Source organism: Paenibacillus sp. SJS-P3 (assembly GCF_056711585.1).
The window spans coordinates 2113266-2133862 of sequence record NZ_CM160043.1; the positions used below are offsets into that span (position 1 = coordinate 2113266).

Sequence of the window (20597 nt, forward strand, 5' to 3'; positions counted from 1 at the left end):
TATGATGAATGGCGTGAGTATTTTTGAGAGGGTGTATACTATGGCAAGACCCGTTATAGCCATCGTGGGCAGGCCTAATGTGGGGAAATCCACGATCTTCAATCGGGTCATAGGCGACCGCCTGGCTATCGTTGAGGATAAACCTGGCGTCACGCGTGACCGGATCTATGGAACCGGTGAATGGAATGGAAGATCGTTCAGCATCGTCGATACAGGCGGCATCGAGATCGACGGAGAAGACGAAATCATGAAATCAGTCCGGATGCAGGCTGAACTGGCTGTCGAGGAAGCAGATGTCATCATCTTCATGGTCGACGCCAAAACCGGACTTACCCTTGCGGATGAAGAAGTGGCTCAAATGCTGTTCCGTTCGCGCAAGCCGGTTGTCGTAGCCGTCAACAAGGTGGACAACCAGGGCCGGATGGAAGACATTTACGAATTCTTCGGGCTCGGCTTCGGAAGCCCGATCGCCATCTCCGGTTCCCATGGCACCGGCATCGGCGACCTTCTGGACGAAGCCGTATCGAAGCTTCCCGAATTGGAAGAAGATCATTACGACGAGGATGTCATCAAGGTCGCCTTGATCGGCAGGCCGAATGTAGGCAAGTCCTCGCTCGTCAACGCGCTGCTCGGCGAAGAGCGGGTTATCGTCAGCGAAGTGGCGGGAACGACCCGCGACGCGATCGATACCCCGTTCGAGAAGGACGGCCAGCGCTACGTACTTATCGATACAGCCGGCATGCGCAAGCGCGGCAAAGTGTACGAAACGACGGAGAAATACAGCGTCATGAGATCGCTCAAGGCGATCGAACGAGCGGATGTCGTTCTGATCCTGATCAATGCCGAGGAAGGCATCATCGAGCAGGACAAGCATATCGCCGGATATGCCCATGAAGCTGGCAGAGCCTCCATTTTTGTCGTCAACAAATGGGATGTCATCGACAAGGATGAAAAATCCATGCAGAACTTTACGCAGAATATCCGGGATCATTTCCTGTTCATGTCGTACGCGCCGATTGTATTCCTCTCCGCGCTGACGAAGTCCCGTCTGCATAAGCTTCTGCCGGTCATCAACCACGCCTCCGAGCAGCATTCCCTGCGCATTCAGACTCATCTGCTCAACGATGTGATCTCGGATGCCGTTGCGATCAATCCTCCGCCTACAGACAAAGGACGCAGGCTGCGGATTAATTATGTCACGCAGGTGGCGGTAAGGCCTCCGACGATCGTCATCTTCGTCAACGCTCCGGAGATCATGCACTTCTCCTATGAGCGCTATCTGGAGAACAAGATCCGTGCCGCGTTCAACTTCGAAGGCACGCCGATCCGTCTGTTCACGCGCAAGAAGTCGGACGAGGATTAGGAGAGAACGAGGTTGCTGACATCCATCATTGCGATTGCAGCGAGCTATTTGCTCGGCTCTGTTTCCTTCAGCATTCTGATAGCCCGCTATGTGAAGGGCATTGATATCCGCCAGCATGGCAGCGGCAATGCCGGAGCTACCAATACGCTCCGCGTGCTCGGCAAAGGCCCCGGCATCGCCGTCTTCCTGCTGGACATCGCCAAAGGCGTCTGCGCCGTCCTGCTCGGGCAGCTGCTCGTCCCGGAATCGGACTGGGTACCCGCGATTTGCGGACTGGCCGCGATCATGGGACATAATTGGCCGCTATATTTCCGCTTCAAGGGAGGCAAGGGAATCGCCACGACGGTAGGAGCTCTCGTCGTCCTGTCGTTCCTGCCCTGCCTGATCGCCGGCATCATTGCGATCGCGGTCATAGCCCTGACCCGCTACGTTTCGCTCGGCTCGCTCGTCTTCGCTTTGTTGACGCCATTATTCATTTTCTTCCTTGAAGGTGCCGAGCCGGCGTTATGGGCAGCGATGCTGTTATGCTTATTCGCTTTTGTCCGTCATCGGACCAATATCGTCAAGCTGGCGCGCGGCCAGGAAAACAAGCTCGGATCGAAGAAAGGATGAGCAGCACAATGCCGACAAATGCGGAAACCAACGGGCGGCGGCGCCTCCGCGTAACGGTACTTGTCGCAGGCAGCTGGGGAACGGCGCTGTCATCGGTGCTTGCGGACAATGGCCACGAGGTGACCATATGGACCCGCAGCGCCGGACAGGCGGAGGAAATCAGCCAGCGCCACACCAACTCCCGTTATTTGCCGGATATTCCGCTGGCGTCTGCGCTTCGCGCGACGACGGATATGCAGGAAGCTCTTCGCGAAGCCGAGCTGGTGCTGTTCGCAGCTCCTTCCTCCGCAATGCGGGAAGTAGCAGCCGCCGCGGCGGGGGCGATCGGCCCGGAGGCCGTCATCGTCCATGCCACCAAAGGATTTGAAGCGGAGAGTCTGGAGCGCATGTCCCAGGTGCTTGCGGGCGAGCTTGGAAGGGATGAGCGCGAGATCGTCGTGCTCTCGGGACCGAGCCACGCCGAGGAAGTCGTGCGCAAGCTGCCGACGACGGTTGTCGTCGCCTCGATATTCCCTGGACCGGCCAAACGGGCGCAGGACGCCTTCATTAATTCCTGCTTCCGGGTCTATACCAATCCCGATGTCATCGGAGTCGAGGTCGCCGGCGCGATCAAGAACATCATCGCGCTGGGAGCCGGCCTCTCCGACGGACTCGGCTTTGGCGACAACGCCAAGGCGGCGCTGCTGACCCGCGGCTTGGCTGAAATCGGCCGCCTCGGCTCCGCGATGGGGGCGACGATGATGACGTTCGCCGGGCTCGCCGGAGTCGGCGACCTCATTGCGACCTGCACGAGCCCGCATAGCCGCAACTGGAGAGCGGGCTCGCTGCTCGCCAGCGGCCTGTCTCTGGACGAAGTGCTGGAGAAGGTCGGCATGGTCGTGGAAGGCGTGCGCACGACCCGCTTCGCCCGAACGCTCGCGGCGCGCTACGGCGTCGAAATGCCGATAACGGACCAGCTCTACGAGGTGCTCTTCGAGGGCAAGGATCCCCGCGAAGCGGTGGAGATGCTCATGCTTCGAGACCGCACCGGCGAACTGTAGTCCTTACCCGGCATCCGCCCTCACCCCGAGCGGCTTCTCCTCATAAGATGAGGCTAGAGCGGTTATGACGCCGGCTTCGGCCGGCGCTAGCCCCATCAATACTGGGGAGGCGACAATGGTGAGCAAACATTCGCCGAAGGATATTCTTGGAGCAGTCAACAAGAAAACCGGCAAAAACATTACGGAGAATCAGGTCAAAAAAATCGCCAGCGGAGTCACTCCGGAGACGATCCAGAGTGAGGAAGAGCTTCGCAAGCTGGTGAAGCAGGTTGCCAATATGGCGAAGGTCCCGGTGTCGGAGCAGACGATGAACGACATCATCAAAGCCGTCAAGGCGAGCGGCATGAACATGGGCAGCCTGGAAAGCTTGATGAAAATGATGATCAAGAAATAAGGACGCATCGTTCCTGGAACGGCCTCGGACCGGCTGAGCTTACGCTTGCCCGGTCCGTCGTTCCGGAGCGGCCGGGGACAAGCCTTTTGCAGGACGGCGGCATCGCTCGGAGGTGGTCCGGAGGAATGGAGAGGCGTAACAAATGCAACCGAGTCCGATGACCGTAATGTGGATCTCGCTGGCCGGAATCGGCCTGATGGTCATATCCGCATTGGTGATTACGTTCGCCCGCATGAAAACGAAGGGGATTCTGCGAGGCGTTCTGTCGCTGGCCGCATTCGCCATGCTGGTATTCGGCTTTATCCTTGGCGTGTTTTCGATTATCGTCTGACCGGAGGGAATGACACGATGATTACTCTCATCGGCCGTACGCGCGCTACGGACGCGGATGCCGTGAAAGGCCGCACGCTGCTCCAGCATGCGGTGAAGACCAGGGCGGAATGGGGCTACAACTGCAGCCGTGGAACATGCGCCCGCTGCCGCTGCCATGTCGATCAAGGCATGGAGCATCTTGAAGACGTCACCGACGCCGAATGGGACCGCCTGGAGCCGGAAGAGCTTGATCAGGGCTTCCGTTTGTCCTGCCAGGCTGTCGTGAACAGCGACGATGCGGTCATCGTCGTCCGGCACAAGCCTTATTTCTAATTAGACAGCCTACATAAAGGAGGCGGCGCGATCATGGCAGAGGCGACCTTTTGGCCATCGGGCAAGACCGTCAAGGTCAGGCCGGGCACGACGCTGCTGAGCGCTGCAAGGCAGGCAGGCCTCAGCGTTCCCGTGCGCTGCGACGGCAAAGCCGCCTGCCTCATGTGCAAGATGTCGCTGCTCCCCGACCACGGGGAGGAGGGGCTTTCCCGCCTGAGCGACGTGGAGCGCCGCAAGCTTGGAACCGACGGGCTTGAGCGGCTGGGCTGCCAGAGCAGGATTACGGGAAATTGCCATGTCAGCATACCCGAAAGTCCGCTGAAAGCAGCTGTAAGACGTCAATTGGAGCGTCAGGCCGCTGAAGACGATGACGATTGGCTGCGGGGATTCCGAAGCTAGTCCGAAGCAGGAGGATGGCATTATGTTGAGAAAAGGATCCCTTGGCCGCCCGGCGGAGGGGCGCAAACGGCGAGGCATCGCAGGAGCCGCAGCCGCCATGATGCTGGCGGCTGGCTTGTCCGGCTGCATGTATCCGCGAGAGCGCATGGCCGAAAGCCAGGTTCCATCGATGGACGCCGTTGCCGGGGTGCAGGCGGTGGTCGATCTTTATCAGCAGAAGAAGGGTCTTCTGCCGATCAAGAACGCCAACCAGGAAACGCCGATCTACGAAAAATTCGTCATCGATTTTCCCAAGCTGCAGCGGGAGAACTTCATGTCGGATCTGCCGGCGGCTTCGTTCGAGAAAGGCGGCAGCTATTACTTTCTGATCCAGAACGAGGAGAAGGATCCAACCGTGAAGCTGATGCCGCTGATGATCTTCCAGGCGGTGAACGACGTGCAGGGCTGGGTCGACCAGTACGGCCGCAGCCATGGAGGCGATCTGCCGGCCGCCGGCGAAGCTTATCCGGGCTACAGCCGGATCGACTTCAAAAAACTGGGCCAGCGGGAGCCTTCCGTCCGCAGCCTGTATTCCGGCGGCGCCTTGCCGTTCATGATGAGCGATGAGGGGCGGGTCTACGCGGATTACGGAAGCGACCTGATGCGCTTCGTCCAGAAGCGCGGCCTCGACAAGGTGGGGGCGGAGCTCGACCTGCGGCAGCTGCTGGCGGAGGACACCGACTTCGTGCCGGTCAAATCCCCGCCGTTCAAGCTTGTCGGCGGGGAGCCTGTGGCCCAGCCCGAATAGATCTTATAGGACGAGAACCTTCTTGTCCCTTTTTCGCGAAGCGCGAGAGGGATGGAAGGTTCTTTTCTGCTATCTGGGGGCATATCAATCTATCTTGAAAGGGCTATGGATATCCGGACCGGGATGCAAGAATGTTGGACGCAACCGTCATAATCCGGAAGGATGGACAATAAGCTATTACTAGTCCACAGCATGTACGAGTTGCGTCGCTTGCCTACCCTCTTGACCGGTGGAAGGCGACGAACCGGATATTCGATTGGGAGGGGATCTGAAAGTGGAAAAAGTGGATATTTTCAAGGACATCGCGGAGCGTACCGGCGGAGACATCTACCTCGGCGTCGTCGGTGCGGTCCGAACAGGCAAGTCGACGTTCATCAAGCGATTCATGGAAACGACCGTACTTCCCAACATTACGAGCGAGGTGGACCGCATCCGTGCGGTGGATGAGCTTCCGCAAAGCGCGGCAGGCAAGACGATCATGACGACGGAGCCCAAGTTCGTTCCGAACCAGGCTGTCCGCATTCATGTCGCCGAAGGCCTGGAAGTCAACGTCCGCCTCGTCGATTGCGTCGGATACGCTGTGGATGGCGCCAAAGGCTACGAGGACGAGAACGGCCCGCGGATGATTACGACGCCTTGGTTCGAGGAGCCGATTCCATTCCAGGAAGCGGCGGAGATCGGAACCCGCAAGGTCATCCAGGAGCATTCCACTCTCGGCGTGGTCGTTACGACTGACGGCACGATTGCCGAAATTCCCCGCAGCTCGTATGTCGAATCCGAAGAACGCGTCATCGCCGAGCTGAAGGAAGTCGGCAAGCCGTTCGTACTCATCATCAACTCCACCCGTCCGAAAAGCGATGAAGCCCTGCAGCTTCGCGGCGAGCTTCAAGCCAAATACGACATTCCGGTCATGTCGCTGAGCGCGGCTGCCATGGGCGAGGAGGAAGTGACCTCCGTCCTGCGCGAGGTGCTCTACGAATTCCCTGTGCATGAGGTCAACGTCAACCTGCCCAGTTGGGTCATGGTGCTGAACGAAAGCCACTGGCTGAGAAGCAATTTCGAGAATTCGGTCCGCGATACGGTCCAAGACATCCGCAGGCTGCGCGATGTGGACCGTGTCGTCGCCCAGTTCATGGAATACGACTTCATTTCCAGAGCCGGCCTCAGCGACATGAATATGGGGCAGGGCGTAGCGGAGATCGACCTGTACGCTCCGGATGAGCTGTACGACCAGATCCTGATGGAAGTGGTCGGCGTCGAAATCCGGGGCAAGGACCATCTGCTGCAGCTCATGCAGGATTTCACCCATGCCAAGCGCGAATACGACCGCTTCTCGGAAGCGCTGGAGATGGTCAAGACGACCGGCTACGGCATCGCGGCTCCGACTCTTGCCGAAATGCAGCTTGACGAGCCGGAGCTGATCCGCCAAGGCTCCCGCTTCGGGGTCAGGCTGAAGGCGACGGCGCCTTCCATCCACATGATTCGAGTGGACGTGGAATCGGAGTTCGCTCCGATCATCGGGACGGAGAAGCAAAGCGAGGAACTCGTGAGATACCTCATGCAGGACTTCGAGAACGATCCGATCAAGGTATGGGATTCAGACATGTTCGGCCGTTCGCTGCATTCCATCGTGCGGGAAGGCATCCAGGGCAAGATTGCGATGATGCCGGACAATGCCCGCTACAAGCTGCAGGAAACGCTTGGCAGGATCATCAACGAAGGCTCCGGAGGCCTTATCGCGATCATTCTCTAATGAATTAATTATTCAGCACCGGGGGGCTATCGCCCTCCGGTTTTTTGCGTGCGCCGGACAGAGAGCAGGGGGGGATAATGACTGGAATATTTTGGAGCGACAGCGCTTTAAACAAAAAAAGCTTGAATATTATTCGTGAAGTTCTATAATTATCCCTATCCAAAATATTCAAGCCATTTCGACGTCAAATCATTTAAATCCGATTGACATGCTTGGATAAAATGCTATGATGTTGCTTAACAAGCACATTCAGGAAGCTTGACATCACGGGGGAGGAAATACAGAGATGAACTGGGGCAAAAAATCACTGATCGTTCTCGCAGCGGCAGCTTTATTGGGTACGGCCGCATGCGGGCAGAAAGGCAATAATTCCGAGGCAGACGGAGCTGGCACGGGTGGAAGCGCGGCAGCCGGCAAATCAAATGGAATTCTCGCCACGCTCGGCGAAGGCAATGATTCGCTGAAGGGCAAGAAGATCGCGCTCATCATGCAGTTCAACGAAGGGGCGTTTTCCGCCCAATACGTTGCCGGCGTGAAGGAGCAGGTCGAGAGCTTCGGAGGCACGGTGCAGGTGCAGGCCTCGGGCAACAATCTGGCCGAGATGTCCTCCAAGCTTGAAGCTGCGGTCAACGGCGGCGTAGACGGCATCCTTACCGACCACGGCACGGCGGAAGCGCTGAAGTCCGGCGTAGAGAAAGCGGTCAGCAAGGGAATTCCGGTCGTAGCGTTCGACGCCGACATTACGGTGCCGGGAGTCACCGTGCTGCAGCAGAACGACCAGGATATGGCGGACAAGTCGCTGGAGAAGCTGAAAACGGATATCGGCGGCAAAGGGAACATCGTCAAGGTGTGGGTTGCAGGCTTTGCGCCGATGGAAAGACGCCAGATCTCGTACAAGAAGTTCATGGATGCGAACCCGGATATCAAGGAAATCGCGCATTTCGGCACGGCGGACAAGCCTGCTCTGGATACGCAGAACCAGATGGAAGCCATCCTCAAGCAATATCCGAACAAAGGCGACATCGCAGCTGTCTGGGCATCGTGGGATGAATTCGCCAAAGGAGCCGTCCGCGCTATCCAGCAAGCGGGCCGCAATGAGATCAAAGTCTACGGCATCGATATGAGCGACGAGGACCTGCAGATGATCCAGGATCCGAATTCTCCTTGGATCGCCTCGGTTGCCGTGGATCCGAAGGATATCGGCCGCGTGCAGGTACGGTACCTGTACCAGAAGCTGCATGGCGACAAAACCGATGACAAGGTCGTCCTTGATGCGGTTGCCGTAACCCGCGACGCATTGCCGAAGGACAAGAAGATCAACACGACCGAGCTCAGCGAGTATGTCGAGGGATGGGGCAAGAGCGAGCAGGGAATCGCCGATTGGATGGGCAAGACAGGCAATTAAGGGACAAGCAAGAAGGATTGCGACCAGATCGATGAACGGGAGGGATGACGCTTGAGCCAGCCAAGCATGCTGTGCATGTCTGGGATATGCAAGTCCTTTTCCGGAGTCCCGGCATTGAAGGACGCCGGCCTCGAGGTGGCGGGAGGAGAGGTTCATGCTCTTCTCGGCGCCAACGGGGCAGGCAAAAGCACCCTGATCAAAATACTCTCCGGCGCGTACGGAGCCGACTCGGGCAGCGTGGAGATCAACGGGGGACCGGTCGCTCTCGGCAGTCCGGCCGAGGCGAAGGCGCTAGGCATCCACTGCGTCTACCAGGAAGTGGACACGGCGATCGTGCCGGCACTCAGCACGGCGGAGAACATCCTCCTCGACCGCCATGCAGCCAGCGGCGCGGGACGATGGGTGAACTGGAAGGCGATGGCCGAGGAAGCCGGAGCCGCGCTGAAGCGGCTTGGCGTGGAACTTCCGCTCCATAAGCCGGCCGGAGAGCTGTCCCTTGCGGAAAAGCAGCTGGTGCTTATTGCCCGCCTGCTAACGGAACGCGCACGATTCGTCATTCTGGACGAGCCTACGGCGCCGCTCAGCCTGGAGGAGGCTGAGCGGCTCTTCCGTGTCATCGAAGGGCTCAAGGCAAGCGGAATCGGCATTATCTTCATCACCCACCGGCTTCCGGAGGTGTTCCGGGTCAGCGACCGAATCACCGTCATGCGCGACGGCATGCGGGTCCTTACCGCAGACAAGGGGGAGCTGACCCCCGAAGGCGTAGTGGAAGCGATGCTCGGACGCAAATTCGAGGAAGAGTATCCGAAGCTGGAGGCAGATATCGGCGAAGTCGTCCTCGATGTCAGCGGACTGCGGAGCGGGAGCCGGGTGAAGGATGTCAGCCTGAAGGTGCGGAGCGGCGAAATCGTCGCGGTCGTAGGGCTTGTCGGGGCAGGCAAGACCGAGCTGTCCCGAGCCATCTTCGGCGCCGATTCCGTCGAAGGCGGGACGATCAGCGCAGGCGGAAGACGACTGAGGCTGAATCAGCCGGCCGACGCCGTAGCGGCGGGAATCGCCCTCGTGCCCGAGGAGAGAAGGCGGCAGGGCATTGTCGCGTCGGATTCCGTGCTGCGGAATCTCAGCCTCCCTTCCTTGAAGCGCTGGACGCGGCTCGGATTTTTGGCTGGGCGCAAGGAGGAGGACTCGGCCTCGGGCCTGATCTCTTCGCTTGGAATCAAGACGGCCGGCTTCCAGCAGATCATCGCGACGCTGAGCGGAGGCAACCAGCAGAAGGTCAGCATCGGCAAATGGATTCCGACGGAAGCGTCGGTATATCTGTTCGACGAGCCGACCAAGGGAGTGGACATCGGCGCCAAAAGCGATATCTTCCGCGTCATCGGCAATCTTGCCGCGCAGGGCAAGGCGATTCTGTACCTGACTTGCGAATTCCAGGAAGCCGTCGGCATCGCCGACCGGATTCTGGTCATGTATGACGGGGCTATCGTGAAGGAGTTCCCGAGAGGACAAGCCTCTCTGGAAGAGCTGCTCATCGAAGCCAGCGGAGGAAGAGGAGGAACAGCATGAATTCCAGATCGGCCGATTTCATTTTCAAATATGGATCGCTCTTGGTCATCGGCATTGTCATTATTTTCTTTTCTTTTTGGGATAAGCATTTCTTTACGTACGACAACCTGGCCTCGATTCTGAGGGCGATCTCGATCACGGCGTTCGTGGCGATCGGCGTCACATTCTCCTTGTCCGTGGACGGCTTCGACCTCTCGGTCGGCTCGACCGTATCGATCGTCATCGCTTTTTCGACGGCGCTCATGGTCTGGTATCAGATGCCGCTCGCGGTCGTCATTATCGGCTCGCTCCTGCTCGGAGCGGCGGTAGGGCTGATCAATTCGCTCCTGATCGTGCGGGTGCGGATTCCGGACTTGCTGGCCACGCTCGCGATGATGTATGTCGTCTCGGGCATCCAGCAAATATTCACCAAAGGCAATTCCATCTACAGCAACATGATCATGCCGGACGGCTCGACCGCTCCGGGTACGATTCCTTCGTCCTTCCTGTGGCTGGGGCAGGGCGAGCTGCTCGGCATCCCGGTTCCGGTCGTGCTGATGGCCGTCGCATTCGTGGCCGTATTCATCTTCTTCAAATACACGCGGATCGGACGCCAGATGGAAATGACCGGGGGCAACGAGGAAGCGGCTCGTCTATCGGGCGTAAGGGTGAAGCGCATCCGCACCGCGTCTTATGTGCTGTCGGGGTTGTTCGCCGCCATCGGAGGCCTGCTCTTCGCAGCCCGTACCGGCAGCGGCCAGTCCGGCGCTGGCGCGCCGATCCTCATGGAAGCGGTAGCGGCCGTATTCGTCGGCTATTCGGTGCTGGGCAAAGGGCGGCCCAACATCGTCGGCACCTTCTTCGGGGCCGTTCTGATCGGCGTGCTGCTGAACGGACTGACGATGATGAACGTTCCGTACTATTCCAACGACTTCATCAAGGGCGCCGTACTGGTGCTCGCGCTGGCGATCACATTCATTCACCTGAACCGAAAAAGGGCTTGATACGCCTCTTTGAAACCGGTTTTCAAACCGCTCTCCAAGGGCTTTGTCCTGCCAAAAATAGTCTTGTATTCCGCTTGTTGCTGGTATAGTATAAGTTTGTTCCGCTTCAAAAGGTATATTTTTGCAGGAAACGGCAAAACAAGTGATAGGGTTAGTACCATTGGGAGGTGAGATCATTGAACAAGACCGATCTGATTGCCAAAGTATCCGAGCTGACCGAGCTGTCCAAAAAGGACGCGACGAAAGCTGTTGACGCGGTGTTCGACGCCATCTCCGACGCCCTTCAGGCGGGAGACAAAGTCCAGCTTGTCGGCTTCGGCAACTTTGAAGTTCGCGAGCGCCAAGCACGCAAAGGACGCAATCCGCAGACCGGGGAAGAAATCGAAATCCCTGCGAGCAAGACGCCTGCCTTCAAGCCGGGCAAGTCCTTGAAAGACCTCGTATCCAACTAATCCCTCCTTGCAGGGAGCCGTCCGAATGCTTCCGTTCGGACGTTTTATTTTTTTGGGCTCAAAGGATTCAAGGCCGTATAAGTGCGTAAGAGAGAATCCTTGAACGACCTCAAGAACGGTTGCAAGCCCCTGCACGAGGATGCTATAATCTTTCCTGTGCCGAAGCGAAGGATGTCGTGAATCATTCTTTTTCTTCTTCCGGATCGGATATCCGAAGCGCGAATGCAGCCGACGCAAGGCAGATCGATGTTGTCGGGGTATGGCGCAGCCTGGTAGCGCGCACCCTTGGGGTGGGTGAGGTCGCAGGTTCAAATCCTGTTACTCCGACCATACATATGTATCGCAAGCTGCTTTCCTGGATTGTCCGGGAGAGCAGTTTTTGATAGAAGCCCTGCTGAAATGAACAGTGAAGGAGGCATGGACATGGAAGCTCTCGAAGGAGATTACATTGTCATCAAGGCGAAGGATCAAGGCGTAACCGTCATCGGCCTCACTCGCGGAACGGATACCAAGTTTCACCACTCCGAGAAGCTGGACAAGGGGGAAGTCCTCATCGCCCAGTTCACGGATCATACATCCGCGATCAAGATCCGCGGCCGTGCGACGATCATGACGCGATACGGCACGGTCGAAGCCGGAGAATGAAGGACAGGCGGGAGCCTGTTTTTTTTTGCCATCTGGAGACGAAGGGATTCTCTTCCACTCCCATGAAATCCAGAAGCAAGAGGCTATGATTGCCCGGAGAGGCCGCTTGCAGCAAAGCTTGGACATGATTTGCGCCCGCAGCCCGTATACTGATCTCATAAGCGCTTGGAGCATCAGGCGCTTCAGGCCGACAGGGCAGGAGGTGCGCGCTTATGCGTGCGGGAATCGGGATTCGGCTGGCTGCTGCCGGCTGCGCAGCTTTGGGGGCTGTACTGTTGCTGTCCATCTTCCCCTCGCCCGGCGGGGTTGCCGTGGATAAGGAGAAAGCCGTGTTCCGCGTCCAGCGGCCTGCTCTGCTGGACCAAGGCAGCTTGGTGGACCGGCTCAGCGCGATGAGCCTGACGAGGCGGATCACAAGGGTGGAATGGACCGGGTCGGTCCTCAAGATCGATCTTGACGGGCAAGGAGCAGCTCCAGGAGGCCGCGACTGGCTCGGCGATATCCGCCAGCTGGCCGGCCTGAGCTTCGTGCAGGCCGCCAATGTAAGCCGGCTGCTGGTGCGCGTCGAGGACAGCAGGGGCACGCTGCTCGCAGCGGCGGATATGAGGCGGGCGGATCCGTGGATGAATGCGGAACAGCTCAAGGACTGGAGCGATATCAATCCGGCGCAAAACAAGCTTTGGGCGTCCAGGCTCCGCCTTACCTACCATTCGGAATGGGCGGCCGGATCAGTCGGCAGGCTGTGAATCCGTCTTGACGGCGACGCCTGTGCTTAAACTATTCGATTGTGGTATAATAGTTTAGATTATTGAACGGTCAATTATCGGCCGTTATGTTCGGAGGCTTACCCGATGACACGATACCGAATTCCTGAACTTGCCAGCAAATACATCGACCATGAGATGATCAGGCGCCACGCGGCCTTGCCGGATTTTCCCGACAGCCGGATCCGCCTGCTGTTCGGATTCCTCAGCCAGCACAGGTTTGCGGCTGCCGCAAGCGAGCTCTATTCGCTTGCGGTTTCTCTCGTGCAGCTCGGGCTTGACACCCATGACCGCGTCGATACCGAAGCCGGGGATCGCGGCATCAAGGATATGCGCGAGCGCCAGCTGCGCGTGCTGGCTGGCGATTATTTCAGCAGCCGCTTCTACCAGCTGCTGGCCGGAGCGGGCCAGATCGATATGATCCGCCGCCTCAGCAGCTCGATCTGCGAGGCGAACAGGCTCAAGACCAGCCTGTACGTGCAGGCCAAGGACAACTCCCTGACGGCGGAGGAATACCTGGATCGGCATGCCGGCATCCGCAGCATCCTCTTTGACAGCTTTACGATTTTGCTGGAGGAAAAGATTCGTCCCCTATGGAACGAGCTGCTGCTTACGCTGGCGCGAATGGAAGTCCTGCACGAGGAGTGGTCGCTTTCGCTTCGCGGGGATGCGCTCGCGGGAGGCTGGGGCTACTGGCATGTGCTCGAGGCGGGTTCAGCGGAGGACCGGGAGCTGCTTCTGCAGCCTTCCGCTCCGGATTCCGCCGCAGCCCGGGATCTGATCGAGCGCTATCGGATCCAGCCGCTGCTGGCGGACAAGCTTGCCGCTTGCGCGGACAAGTTCAGGACGCTGGCTGGGCGCATCGAGTCGGATCGCCTGGCGCAAGAAGTGCTGCTGATCGGCGACCGGCTGATGGCCGCAGCCGTACCGACTTCCCCAATGACCGGCGAGATGAGGTGACAACGAGAATGGAACAGAATGAAAAAGCCAGACACGTTCACGGCGTATTCGAGAAGATCGCTCCCAAATACGATTTGATGAACGATTTGCTGAGCTTCCGCCGGCATAAGGCCTGGCGGAAATTCACCATGCGCAAAATGAATGTGCAGTCCGGCCAGACCGCGATCGACCTCTGCTGCGGCACTTGCGACTGGACGCTCTCCATTGCAGAGGCGAGCGCGCCCGGCCGTGTCGTCGGGCTGGATTTCAGCCAGGCGATGCTCGATGTCGGCAAGCGCAAGGTCGTCGAGGCAGGACGAGGGCAACAGATCGAGCTGATCCGCGGCAATGCCATGGAGCTGCCGTTTCCCGACGATTCCTTCGATTTCGCGACGATCGGATTCGGCCTGCGCAACGTGCCGGATTTCGAGCAGGTGCTGCGGGAGATGAAGCGGGTGGTGAAGCCTGGCGGCAAAGTGGTCTGCCTGGAGCTGTCGAAACCTACCTGGCAGCCGTTCAAGGGCATTTATTATTTCTATTTTCAGCAATTGCTGCCGCAGCTCGGCAAGCTGTTCGCCAAGTCGTATGAGCAGTACAAGTGGCTCCCGGATTCTCTCAAGCAGTTTCCAGACAGGCATGGATTGACGGAGTTGTTCCGCAAGACAGGGCTGGAGTCGGTGAGCGCGGACGCGCTGACCGGGGGCATTGCAGCGCTGCATATCGGAACGAAGGGGACGGAAGGAAAATGATTCGCAAACTCCGCATTTTTCTGGAAATGATCAAGGTTGAACATACGATTTTCGCGCTTCCATTCGCTTATATGGGCATGCTGCTCGGCTCCGTCACCATGGAAGGGCATCTCCCCTCCTGGGCGGAGGCGGGATGGATTACGCTGGCCATGATCGGGGCGCGCAGCACGGCGATGGGGCTGAACCGCCTCATCGACAAGGCGATCGACCTGCGAAATCCGAGAACGGAAAAGAGGGCACTTCCTGCCGGTCTGCTCAAGACAGGAGAGGTTGTGCTCTTCGTCATCCTTTCCTTCGTCCTCTTTTTCATCGCGGCCTCGCAGCTGAATCCGATCTGCCTGAAGCTGATGCCGATCGCGATTTTCTTCCTTGTCATTTATTCCTACGCCAAGCGGTTCACCTGGCTCTGCCACCTCATCCTGGGGCTTACGATCGGACTGGCGCCGCTCGGCGGCTGGGTAGCCGTCACCGGCTCCTTCCATCCTGGAGCATGGGTGCTTTACATCGCCATCGTGTTCTGGCTGGCCGGCTTCGATACGATTTATGCGCTTCAGGACATCGATTTCGATCGCAAGGAGAAGGTCTACTCCATTCCTGCGCGGTTCGGGGTCAACCGCTCGCTGACGATCGCGAAGCTGTTCCACGTCATCACGGCAGCCTGCTTCCTGCTGCTGTTCGTCATTACGGATCTCAGCTGGCTTTACCTGGCCGGCGTCGTCATTTCTCTCGGCATCCTTTTCTATGAGCATCTCATTCTGAAGCCGACGGACATGAGCCGCCTGCAGACGGCGTTCTTCACGATGAACGGTGCCTTGGCCATAACCATGCTGGCCTTCGCTATCCTTGATCTGGCGGTGATTCGGGCATGGAGCTAGATACCGGAGGGATGCCGCCTGCAGCTCCTATGCGCTGGGTCGTCGGCATAACGGGAGCGAGCGGGGCTGTCTATGGGGTCCGTCTCGTGGAGGAGCTGCTCCGCGCGCGCGTGCAAGTGCAGCTGGTCGTTACGGATTCGGGCTGGCGGGTTCTGAAGGAAGAGCTGGGCTGGAATGCCTCCAAGCGGACGGAAGCGCTTGAGCTGGCATTCGGCGATGCGTTGTCCGAAGGCCGGCTTCGGCTCTATCCGAATGGAGACATCGGGGCCAATATCGCCAGCGGCTCTTACCGGGTGCAAGGCATGGCGATCGTGCCCTGCTCGATGGGGACGCTGTCCGCTGTCGCGCATGGCTCTTCCGACAATCTCATGACCCGCGCCGCGGATGTGATGATGAAGGAAGGGCGCAAGCTGATCCTCATGCCTAGGGAAACCCCGATGCATGCGGTTCATTTGGAGAATATGCTGAAGCTCTCCCGAATGGGAGTGTCCATCGTGCCGGCCATGCCGGCTTTCTATTACGGTCCCCGGACGATGGAGGACCTGGTCGACTTTCTGGTCGGCAAGCTGATGGACGTGATGGGATTGGAACACGACTTGTTCCGGAGATGGGGAGATGATGACAATGGCTCACAGCGGACCGATTGACGTCGGGAGGATCGATTACACCAATGCATGGCCGATGTTTCATTATGTACCGGATACCGACGAGGCGTATACGATCATCAAGAAGGTGCCGTCCGATCTGAACCGGATGCTGAAGGCCGGAGAGCTCGAGGCGTCTGCCGTATCGTCCTTCATCTACGGAATGGATCCGGAACGCTACCTGCTTCTGCCGGATTTGTCCGTCGGCACGGTGGGACCGGTCCAATCGATTCTGCTGTTCATGAAAAAACCTCTGAAGGAAGTGCTCCGCGGCCGGATCGCCTTGACCCGTACATCCGCGACTTCCATCAATCTGCTCAAAATGATTCTGACCTTGCGGTATGATGGCAATCCGGAATATTCGGTCATGGAACCGGACCTGGATTCCATGCTGGCGGAGCATGACGCCGCCCTGCTGATCGGGGACAGCGCGATCAAGGCGTCGTGGCTCAGCCACGGGCTCGAAGTGATGGATCTCGGCGAGGAGTGGCATACCTGGACCGGACTCGGCATGACTTACGCCGTCGTTGCGGCGGACCGCGGCGCAGTGGGCCGGCACCCGGACAGTCTGGCCAAGCTGCATCGGGACATGCTGGAGAGCAGGCGGCGCAGCCTGCAGGATCTTACCCCTCTCGTGGAACGGGCGATGGCATCCGTTGGCGGCACATCGGCTTATTGGAACGCTTATTTCCAGGGGCTGCGCTATGATTTCGGACCGGAGCTGCGGGCGGGACTGGAGCTGTACTATAAGCACGCGCACACGATGGGGCTTATCGATCGGGAAGTGGCGCTGGAATTTTTGAACTCGCAATCATTCTCGGGCAGGTGAATTCATGAAACTTCTTGATTTGTACGCCAAAATGAAGGGCGACCTCAATGGAATCGAACGGCAGCTCGAGCTGGCCGTCGCGGAGGACAGCAGTCTGCTCGGCGAAACCTCGCTCCATCTGCTCCAGGCTGGAGGCAAGCGGATCCGTCCTGTGTTCGTGCTGCTCGCCGGCCGGTTCGGAGATTACCGGCTGGAGGAGCTGCAGCGGGTCGCCGTCACGCTCGAGCTGATCCATAGCGCCAGCCTCGTCCATGACGATGTCATCGACAATGCCAGGACGCGCCGCGGCCAGCCGACCGTCGGCTCCAAGTGGGACAACCGCATCGCCATGTACACCGGGGACTATATCTATGCCAAGGCGCTGGAGCTGATCACGACGTTCTCCAATCCGGAGCTGCATCAGATTCTGGCCAAGGCGATGGTCGAGATGTGCATTGGAGAAATGGAGCAGGTACGCGACTTCTTCAACACCGAGCAGTCGGTCCGCAACTATCTGAAGCGGATCCGCCGCAAGACCGCTCTGCTCATCGCGATCAGCTGCCAGCTCGGCGCCGTCGCCGCGGGCGCGGACCGCCGGACTAGCGGGCAGCTGTACCGGTTCGGGTACAACATCGGCATGACGTTCCAGATCCGGGACGATCTTCTGGATCTGCTCGGCACCGAGAAGCAGATCGGCAAGCCGCCCGGCTCCGACATCCGCCAAGGCAACATGACGCTTCCGGTGCTGCTTGCTCTGCAGGAGCCGGAGCTGCGCGAGCCGCTGCTGCGCGAGATCGCCGTCATCCGCGAGCATGAAGGCCATTCGGATACGCGAAGCGCCATCCAGCTCGTGCGCTCGAGCGTCGGCGTAGGCATCGCGGAGCAGATGGCGGAGCAGTTCATGGCAAAAGCTTTGCAGGCTCTGGAAGGACTTCCGGACTTGCCGGCGAAAAAGAACTTGACCGACATTGCCCGATTCATCAACAAACGCAGCTATTAACGGCAATTGCCGGCATACGACTGCAATCAGGAGGGAATTCGCATGGAAAGAACGTTCTTGATGGTCAAGCCCGACGGAGTGCAGCGGGGCCTGATCGGCGAAATCGTCACCCGATTCGAGAAAAAGGGACTGCAGCTGGCCGGAGCGAAATTCATGCGCGTGAGCAAGGAGCTCGCGGAGCAGCATTATTACGAGCACAAGGGCAAGCCCTTCTACGAGCCGCTGCTTGCTTTCATAACCGCGGGACCGGTCTTCGCCATGGTATGGGAAGGGGACAACGTCATCGCCCTTACCCGCGCCCTCATCGGCAAGACGGACGCTGCCGAGGCGGCGCCCGGCACCATCCGCTCCGATTATGCCGTACATACGAACCTGAACCTGATCCACGGTTCCGATTCCCCGGATAACGCCAAGCGGGAAATCGGCCTGTTCTTCAGCCCGGAGGAGCTTATCGACTATGACCGGACCATTGCCCGCTGGATCTGACAAGACGAAGGCGGAGGATGAGGATTTCCTTCGTTTTGTCGGCTTGATCCGCTCATCTACCCGAATCGACCTGTCCCAGTACAAGGAAGCCCAGATGCGGAGACGGCTGACGACTTTGCGCCATAAGCATGGCTACGCCACATTCGAGGCTTATTGGAAAGCCCTGTCCGGCAGCGACGCCTTGATGGACGAATTCCTGGACCGGATGACCATCAACGTAAGCGAGTTCTGGCGCAATCCCAACCGCTGGGATGTGCTGGCGAGCCGGTTCCTTCCCGAGCTGCTCGGCGAATCGTCGAGGCTTCGCTGCTGGAGCGCCGCATGCTCCACCGGAGAAGAGCCGTATACGCTGGCTGTTCTGCTCAACGAAGCCGGCGCGCTGTCCCGCAGCCAGATCGATGCGACGGATCTGGACCGCACCGTGCTTGCCAAGGCCGCTCAAGGCTCATATCCGTCCCGTTCCGTCAAGGATGTGCCGAAAAAGGTGCTGGACAGCTATTTCGAAGGCTCGGGAGACAGCTATCGGATCCGCAAGGATATCCGCGAGAAAATCTCGTTCCGGCAGCATAACCTGCTCGATGATGCTTTTGGAGGTCCGTACGATCTGATCATCTGCCGCAATGTTATGATCTATTTTACCGAGGAAGCCAAGTCGGGGCTGTACCGCCGGTTTGCCGCAGCCTTGAGGCCGGGAGGCATTCTGTTCGTGGGCAGCACAGAGCAGATTTTCTCCCCGGGCGACTATGGCCTGGAACCGGCGGACACGTTCTTCTACCGCCGCAGCCACGCATGATTCCGCCGGCTCCCCGAGAGCCGGTTTTTTTGCGTCCATGCGACATGGTCCCCGTCGTCAATCCAAGCGCAGGCGTTCGATTCATTGCGGCGGGAACCGCTCTGGTCTTTCTTGTCAAAGTGGATGGGCTATACTATAATGGGCAAAGAAACTTGGACGAACGGCGAAGAATTGCAAAGGGCTGAGCGCTGCCCGGACAGGTCATTCCTTCCGGCTGCGCCCAGTCCGTCTTGTCGCAGTATGGCACTTGCATTCTTAAAAGCGTTGTCGTATTAAAGCGAGCCCGGCGATGCCGGCGCTTGCCATGATGAGGGGGAGTTAGTCATGAGTTTACGTTACCTGACAGCGGGAGAAACACACGGCCCCCAGCTGACGGCCATTATCGAAGGGTTGCCGAGCAATCTCCAGCTTGATTTCGAGGAGCTGAACTTCCAGCTCCACCGCAGGCAGCTCGGCTACGGCCGCGGCAGGCGCATGCAGATCGAGAAGGATACGGCCGATATCGTCGGAGGCGTCCGTCATGGCCGCACGACCGGCGCCCCCGTAGCTCTAGTCGTCGCGAACAACGACTGGAAGCATTGGACTTCCGTCATGAACATCGAGCCGATCGAAGGCGGCGACGAGGCCAAGCGCCGGGTCCACCGTCCGCGTCCGGGCCATGCGGATCTCAACGGAGGCTTGAAATACAACCTGAAGGACCTGCGCAACGTGCTGGAGCGCTCCAGCGCGCGCGAGACGGCTGCCCGCGTGGCGGTCGGCGCCGTCGCCCGCCAGCTGCTGGCGGCATTCGGCATCAAGGTGGCCGGCCAGGTCATCCGGATCGGCGAGATCGAGGCGCCGCCGAACAACCTCTCCGCCGACGAGCTTCGCGAGCTGACGGAGCAATCGTCCGTCCGGGTCGTAGACAAGGCGACGGAAGAGAAGATGACGGCTTACATCGATCAGATCAAGGCCGAAGGAGACTCTATCGGAGGCATCGTGGAGTGCATCATCGAAGGGGCTCCTGTCGGACTCGGCTCGCATGTGCAGTGGGACCGGAAGCTGGATTCGCGAATTGCCGGCGCAGTCGTCAGCATCAACGCGTTCAAGGGCTGCGAGATCGGCATCGGATTCGAGGCCGGCGTGCTGCGCGGCTCGCAGGTGCATGATCCGATTCTCTACAGCGAGGACCGCGGCTACCACCGCGCCTCCAACCGCGCTGGCGGCTTTGAAGGCGGCATGACGACCGGAGAGCCGATCGTCGTGCGCGGCGTCATGAAGCCGATCCCGACGCTGTATAAGCCTCTTGCAAGCGTCGATATCGACACGAAGGAGCCGTTCACCGCGCAAGTGGAGCGCTCCGACAGCTGCGCGGTTCCGGCCGCGAGCGTCGTCATGGAGCATGTCGTCGCCTGGGAAGTGGCGAGGGCGTTCCTGGAAAAGTTCGGCGGCGATTCCATGGAGGAAATCCGCGCCAACTACGACGCCTACCTCAGTCAAGTAGGGGAATACTAGC

The 20597-nt window shown here is 59.0% G+C and carries 24 protein-coding genes and 1 tRNA gene; all 25 read left to right on the forward strand.

Annotated features, from left to right (window positions below; genetic code table 11):
• The first annotated feature begins 40 nt into the window (after positions 1 to 40).
• The 25 genes from der to aroC all read left to right on the forward strand — a co-directional run bounded on the left by der (position 41) and on the right by aroC (position 20596).
• The gene (der, locus tag AC06G8_RS09675; RefSeq protein WP_447661782.1) at positions 41 to 1363 is read left to right on the forward strand and encodes a ribosome biogenesis GTPase Der; all 1323 of its coding nucleotides are present in this window, start codon (positions 41 to 43) and stop codon (positions 1361 to 1363) included.
• 12 nt (positions 1364 to 1375) lie between these two features.
• Positions 1376 to 1975 (forward strand): glycerol-3-phosphate 1-O-acyltransferase PlsY, encoded by a 600-nt coding sequence (plsY, locus tag AC06G8_RS09680; RefSeq protein ID WP_447661781.1) that lies wholly within the window; start codon positions 1376 to 1378, stop codon positions 1973 to 1975.
• Positions 1976 to 1983: 8 nt separating this feature from the next.
• Entirely contained in the window at positions 1984 to 3015 is a 1032-nt protein-coding gene (locus AC06G8_RS09685) for an NAD(P)H-dependent glycerol-3-phosphate dehydrogenase (RefSeq protein ID WP_447661780.1), read from the forward strand.
• 118 nt (positions 3016 to 3133) lie between these two features.
• On the forward strand, positions 3134 to 3409 hold the full coding sequence (locus tag AC06G8_RS09690) for a stage VI sporulation protein F (RefSeq protein WP_447661779.1): 276 nt from the start codon (positions 3134 to 3136) through the stop codon (positions 3407 to 3409).
• A 142-nt stretch (positions 3410 to 3551) separates the two neighbouring features.
• Positions 3552 to 3740, forward strand: coding sequence for a DUF2768 family protein (locus AC06G8_RS09695; RefSeq protein ID WP_021879539.1), 189 nt, complete (start codon positions 3552 to 3554; stop codon positions 3738 to 3740).
• 17 nt (positions 3741 to 3757) lie between these two features.
• Positions 3758 to 4054, forward strand: a complete 297-nt coding sequence (locus AC06G8_RS09700) for a 2Fe-2S iron-sulfur cluster-binding protein (RefSeq protein ID WP_447661778.1) — start codon at positions 3758 to 3760, stop codon at positions 4052 to 4054.
• A gap of 30 nt (positions 4055 to 4084) precedes the next feature.
• The gene (locus AC06G8_RS09705; RefSeq protein ID WP_447662238.1) at positions 4085 to 4453 is read left to right on the forward strand and encodes a 2Fe-2S iron-sulfur cluster-binding protein; all 369 of its coding nucleotides are present in this window, start codon (positions 4085 to 4087) and stop codon (positions 4451 to 4453) included.
• 22 nt (positions 4454 to 4475) lie between these two features.
• The gene (locus AC06G8_RS09710; protein WP_447661777.1) at positions 4476 to 5240 is read left to right on the forward strand and encodes a hypothetical protein; all 765 of its coding nucleotides are present in this window, start codon (positions 4476 to 4478) and stop codon (positions 5238 to 5240) included.
• A gap of 274 nt (positions 5241 to 5514) precedes the next feature.
• Complete coding sequence (gene spoIVA / locus AC06G8_RS09715) at positions 5515 to 6993, forward strand: stage IV sporulation protein A (protein ID WP_447661776.1); 1479 nt, start codon at positions 5515 to 5517, stop codon at positions 6991 to 6993.
• Between the two features lie 286 nt (positions 6994 to 7279).
• The gene (locus AC06G8_RS09720) at positions 7280 to 8398 is read left to right on the forward strand and encodes a sugar ABC transporter substrate-binding protein (RefSeq protein ID WP_447661775.1); all 1119 of its coding nucleotides are present in this window, start codon (positions 7280 to 7282) and stop codon (positions 8396 to 8398) included.
• A gap of 75 nt (positions 8399 to 8473) precedes the next feature.
• The gene (locus AC06G8_RS09725) at positions 8474 to 9964 is read left to right on the forward strand and encodes a sugar ABC transporter ATP-binding protein (protein WP_480285413.1); all 1491 of its coding nucleotides are present in this window, start codon (positions 8474 to 8476) and stop codon (positions 9962 to 9964) included.
• Positions 9961 to 10947, forward strand: a complete 987-nt coding sequence (locus AC06G8_RS09730) for an ABC transporter permease (protein ID WP_480285145.1) — start codon at positions 9961 to 9963, stop codon at positions 10945 to 10947. The genes AC06G8_RS09725 and AC06G8_RS09730 overlap by 4 nt, the downstream gene beginning before the upstream one ends.
• Before the next feature lie 176 nt (positions 10948 to 11123).
• Complete coding sequence (locus AC06G8_RS09735) at positions 11124 to 11399, forward strand: HU family DNA-binding protein (RefSeq protein ID WP_076356399.1); 276 nt, start codon at positions 11124 to 11126, stop codon at positions 11397 to 11399.
• 253 nt (positions 11400 to 11652) lie between these two features.
• A tRNA-Pro gene (locus AC06G8_RS09740) sits at positions 11653 to 11729 on the forward strand.
• Positions 11730 to 11822: 93 nt separating this feature from the next.
• Entirely contained in the window at positions 11823 to 12044 is a 222-nt protein-coding gene (gene mtrB, locus AC06G8_RS09745; RefSeq protein ID WP_076357080.1) for a trp RNA-binding attenuation protein MtrB, read from the forward strand.
• A 212-nt stretch (positions 12045 to 12256) separates the two neighbouring features.
• Positions 12257 to 12790, forward strand: a complete 534-nt coding sequence (locus tag AC06G8_RS09750) for a hypothetical protein (RefSeq protein WP_447661773.1) — start codon at positions 12257 to 12259, stop codon at positions 12788 to 12790.
• Between the two features lie 105 nt (positions 12791 to 12895).
• Positions 12896 to 13768, forward strand: a complete 873-nt coding sequence (locus tag AC06G8_RS09755) for a heptaprenyl diphosphate synthase component 1 (RefSeq protein ID WP_480285146.1) — start codon at positions 12896 to 12898, stop codon at positions 13766 to 13768.
• 8 nt (positions 13769 to 13776) lie between these two features.
• Positions 13777 to 14496 carry a demethylmenaquinone methyltransferase gene (locus AC06G8_RS09760; protein ID WP_480285147.1) on the forward strand — a complete coding sequence of 240 codons (720 nt, stop codon included), beginning with the start codon at positions 13777 to 13779 and terminating at the stop codon, positions 14494 to 14496.
• Complete coding sequence (locus AC06G8_RS09765; RefSeq protein ID WP_480285148.1) at positions 14493 to 15371, forward strand: UbiA-like polyprenyltransferase; 879 nt, start codon at positions 14493 to 14495, stop codon at positions 15369 to 15371. Before AC06G8_RS09760 ends, AC06G8_RS09765 begins: the two co-directional genes overlap by 4 nt.
• Complete coding sequence (locus tag AC06G8_RS09770; RefSeq protein WP_480285149.1) at positions 15362 to 16018, forward strand: UbiX family flavin prenyltransferase; 657 nt, start codon at positions 15362 to 15364, stop codon at positions 16016 to 16018. Before AC06G8_RS09765 ends, AC06G8_RS09770 begins: the two co-directional genes overlap by 10 nt.
• On the forward strand, positions 15987 to 16844 hold the full coding sequence (locus AC06G8_RS09775) for a menaquinone biosynthesis protein (RefSeq protein WP_480285150.1): 858 nt from the start codon (positions 15987 to 15989) through the stop codon (positions 16842 to 16844). Before AC06G8_RS09770 ends, AC06G8_RS09775 begins: the two co-directional genes overlap by 32 nt.
• Before the next feature lie 4 nt (positions 16845 to 16848).
• The gene (locus tag AC06G8_RS09780) at positions 16849 to 17823 is read left to right on the forward strand and encodes a polyprenyl synthetase family protein (protein WP_447661768.1); all 975 of its coding nucleotides are present in this window, start codon (positions 16849 to 16851) and stop codon (positions 17821 to 17823) included.
• 42 nt (positions 17824 to 17865) lie between these two features.
• Positions 17866 to 18309: a nucleoside-diphosphate kinase gene (gene ndk, locus AC06G8_RS09785; RefSeq protein ID WP_447661767.1), complete on the forward strand. Its 444-nt coding sequence runs from the start codon at positions 17866 to 17868 to the stop codon at positions 18307 to 18309.
• Positions 18281 to 19102 (forward strand): CheR family methyltransferase, encoded by an 822-nt coding sequence (locus AC06G8_RS09790; RefSeq protein WP_480285151.1) that lies wholly within the window; start codon positions 18281 to 18283, stop codon positions 19100 to 19102. Before ndk ends, AC06G8_RS09790 begins: the two co-directional genes overlap by 29 nt.
• 324 nt (positions 19103 to 19426) lie before the next feature.
• Positions 19427 to 20596: a chorismate synthase gene (gene aroC, locus AC06G8_RS09795; RefSeq protein ID WP_447661765.1), complete on the forward strand. Its 1170-nt coding sequence runs from the start codon at positions 19427 to 19429 to the stop codon at positions 20594 to 20596.
• Position 20597: the final 1 nt, after the last annotated feature.